The sequence below is a fragment of the Streptomyces sp. NPDC007205 genome (assembly GCF_040634095.1).
In the GTDB taxonomy this organism is placed as follows: domain Bacteria; phylum Actinomycetota; class Actinomycetes; order Streptomycetales; family Streptomycetaceae; genus Streptomyces.
In genome coordinates this window covers 1-3138 of the sequence record NZ_JBEYEW010000138.1, presented here as the reverse complement: position 1 = coordinate 3138, position 3138 = coordinate 1, and the positions used below count along the sequence as shown (strand labels likewise).

At 61.9% G+C, this 3138-nt stretch carries 3 protein-coding genes; 2 read left to right on the top strand and 1 reads right to left on the bottom strand.

The genetic code is table 11. The annotated features are described in order from the left end of the window. Positions 1–430: 430 nt before the first annotated feature. Positions 431–595 (bottom strand): hypothetical protein, encoded by a 165-nt coding sequence (locus tag ABZ624_RS42545; RefSeq protein WP_360101036.1) that lies wholly within the window; start codon positions 593–595, stop codon positions 431–433. A gap of 151 nt (positions 596–746) precedes the next feature. Here ABZ624_RS42545 and ABZ624_RS42540 point away from each other — a divergent pair, with 151 nt between their 5' ends. Both ABZ624_RS42540 and ABZ624_RS42535 read left to right on the top strand, forming a co-directional pair. Next, positions 747–1403 carry an IS6 family transposase gene (locus ABZ624_RS42540; protein WP_360101033.1) on the top strand — a complete coding sequence of 219 codons (657 nt, stop codon included), beginning with the start codon at positions 747–749 and terminating at the stop codon, positions 1401–1403. A gap of 614 nt (positions 1404–2017) precedes the next feature. Continuing rightward, positions 2018–2512 (top strand): ATP-binding protein, encoded by a 495-nt coding sequence (locus ABZ624_RS42535; protein ID WP_360101030.1) that lies wholly within the window; start codon positions 2018–2020, stop codon positions 2510–2512. The last annotated feature ends 626 nt before the right edge of the window (positions 2513–3138 follow it).

Here is a 3138-nt window from a genome sequence, read left to right as displayed (position 1 = left end):
CGACTGCCTGTACCAACGAGCTCCGTTGTGCTTTCGCCTCGAACCCTCAACGTGCTTGCGGCACCTGCGAAAACGCTAACTTCCCGGCCTTGGGGCTTCCATCTTGATCGTGGACACCGGTTGTCATGCAGTGATGGCCAGCGTAGTTGATCTCTGTTCGAAGGCGACTGCGCGAGGTAGCCGATCGTGGAGTGCCTGCGCCGGTGGCTGTAGAAGCCGAGCCAACGAAAGACTGCGAGCCGGTCGGCGCGTGCGGTCGGCCAGCCAGGCCGGTTGGGAAGGATCCCGCTTGAGTGGGTGAAGAACGACTGCGCAGCGGAGCTGCTCGCGGAGGCGCCGACCGCTCCCATGGATCGGAGGATCCCGGCCTGGTGGCACGTGACTTCGGATCTCCCTGCGTCCATGAGCACGCTTGCATCCGGGGTCGGCCCTACAGCCGGATCTCGCGCAGGCGCCCCGCCTGCGCGAGATCATCGCCAACCTCCACGCCTGCGTCGATGAGGCCAAGCAGTAGGGCTGGCTCGGCGAGATCGCGGGCCTGGGGGGTGAGCCTCCCCGCGGCGAACGAGAAGCTGGCCGCGATGAACCGCCTCACCGAGCGGCACGTGTGGGGTGCTGTCACGTTGTCGGCGACAGGGTGAGATGGTCTCCGGGTTGGGTCGGGCGAGGGGGCTGGTCGTGTCGGGTGGGGTGGGGTGCCGTCGTACAGGAACCACCGGTATCCGGCGGAGATCATCGCGCACTAGGTGTGGCTGTACTTCCGTTTCCCGCTGAGCTTCCGCGAGGCCGAGGAACTCATGCTCGAGCGGGGCCTGATCGTCTCCTACGAGACCGTCCGCCGCTGGTGTGTGAAGTCCGGGCAGGCCTACGCCAACTGTCTGCGCCGCCGGCGCCCACGCCCCGGCGGCAAATGGCATCTCGACGAGGTCTTCACCAAGATCAATCGAGTCCAGAAGTACGTGTGGCGAGCCGTCGACGCCAACGGCAACGTCCTCGACATCCTGGTCCAGAACCGGCCGGACAAGCCCGTTGCCAGGCGTTTCTTCCGGAGACTCCTCAAGAGGGCGGGTCAGGCGCCCCGGGTGATCGTCACCGACAAGCTCAAGTCCTACGGCGCGGCGCACCGTGAGGTGATGCCGTCGGTGGAGCACCGTTCGCACAAGGGCCTGAACAACCGGGCGGAGAACTCCCACCAGCCCACCCGCCAGCGTGAACGCGCGATGAAAGGCTTCCGCAGCCCCGGCGGTGCGCAACGGTTCCTGCCCGCGTTCACCAGAATCTCACCCCACTTCAGACCCCATCGCCACCTCATGACCGCCCATCGCCACCGCCTCGAGATGCTCATCCGCTTCGCGATCTGGAACCACATCACGGCAGCTACAAGCCTGCCCCCGGCGGCCTGAACCACCGACCACCACCCAGCCTCACCCTACCCTGACGCCTCATCAGATGAACGCGCCTCCGACCACGCGACAATGCCCTCTCGGGAGCATGTCGTGGACGGTAACCGTGGTGCCGTCGGCGGGTCAGACCCGTTGTTGCCGACGGTGATGGCGTAGGTGCCCTGCACACGGTGCAGCTTGCTTTTCACAAGCTCACAATCTTAATCGAAATGCCCGCCACTGCCAACGTAAATTGCATATACGATACTTTCCCAGATCGAGTATTTTCCACACCAGAACTGACGGAAGGCGTCTTGCCTCGCACCCTTGACGGGTGCCCCACCTTCGCTTGACGACGAGGATCGGGATGCCACAGCTCCTCGCTGAGCACAACTAACCCGTCGGATGTCATCAGTCCCATTCCATCACATCCGCCACCGGCAGGAGCCTTTTACAATGTTTGTCACTCTGGCAACAGTAAGCCACAGCTACACGGATGAATTCCGTAGCGATACCGAAGGGAGGCGGACAGCGCCTACCAGTCCGCTTCAGCCAGCCTCAGCCGCGGTCACCTCCTCCAGGCCCGCAGAGGAAATATCATGAGGACGGGATCCACACGGCTCGACCGCCCATGCATGGCTGGTACCAAGCTGATGACCTCCGCCTTCCCGATTGCCAAGCGCCAGGACGGCGAACCCCCCAGCCTTGCAGACGCCTCACAGGTCGCAGTAATGCGAAGCCTCACCCGGACATGCCTAATCGACCATGGCCTGGACTGCATATTGGAAGACACGGCACTGATCGTCTCCGAGCTGGTTACCAACGCCATCCAGCACAGCGCCGGGCAAGAAGTCACGCTAACTCTCGACGGTTTGGACGGCTACCTGCTGATTCAGGTACACGACGGCATGCCCAAGCCCCCACTAGCCAAGAGCAGACCATGCAACAGCCAGGAGACCGGCCGGGGACTGTGGCTCGTAGAAGCCATCGCTAACCAACGAGCCGGCTCCTGGGGAGCTAGCGGAGACGGCTCAACCACCTGGTGTCTTCTTGCCCTGTCAACTGTCCCGGAGGCCACCATCCGAATACTCGCGGAGACGGCCCCAAAATCAGCCGTCGCCGACAAATAACCCACCCAGCCGGAATCAACAGGCCAACCGCGGCACCCAAGCTCACAGACGTGCCCCGAATCCTGCATGTTCAAAACCCGCACATCGACCTCGCCGACTTACATCAATTCTGCAGAGCAACGTCACAGACCAATGCATCACTCGCAGGACCCATCTACCTGGGAACCCCACTACCTGAAGATTGGACTACCCGTGACCGAGAATGTCTCAGCAGATACCGAAGATATATCCGAAAGATTTCTTCGAGGAAGAATGATAACTGGCACCCTCCTCTATGACGCTTACCTCGTATACCGCAAACAAGAACGCTCGCCAACCTGCGTTCATGGCCATGGTTATAGCGCAGGATGCATCCTCGACATTGAGACGAATGAGAGATGCGGGAAGGGGGTATTCGTGAAATCGTGCACGCGAGGAGAAAATGCGCGGCCCGAGCCAGCAGAAGTCGATGCTGATTGCAAGCTGGCCGCCTTGCGGGCGAGGCAAAATGCCCACGCAAAGCAGCGGTAAATCTCTGTGGCCGCAGCATCGCCTTAGAGCTCGTAACACGATCTTGGTGAGGTGTGCTGGTCTGGCGTGACCAGTACGACGATTCCGCCGTTCGTGAGGTGTGAGGAACCGGCCGT

What these genes read in the sequence shown, in the direction of transcription:
- ABZ624_RS42535 (WP_360101030.1), top strand. Translation starts at nt 2,018, where the DNA reads ATGGCTGGTACCAAGCTGATGACCTCCGCCTTCCCGATTGCCAAGCGC.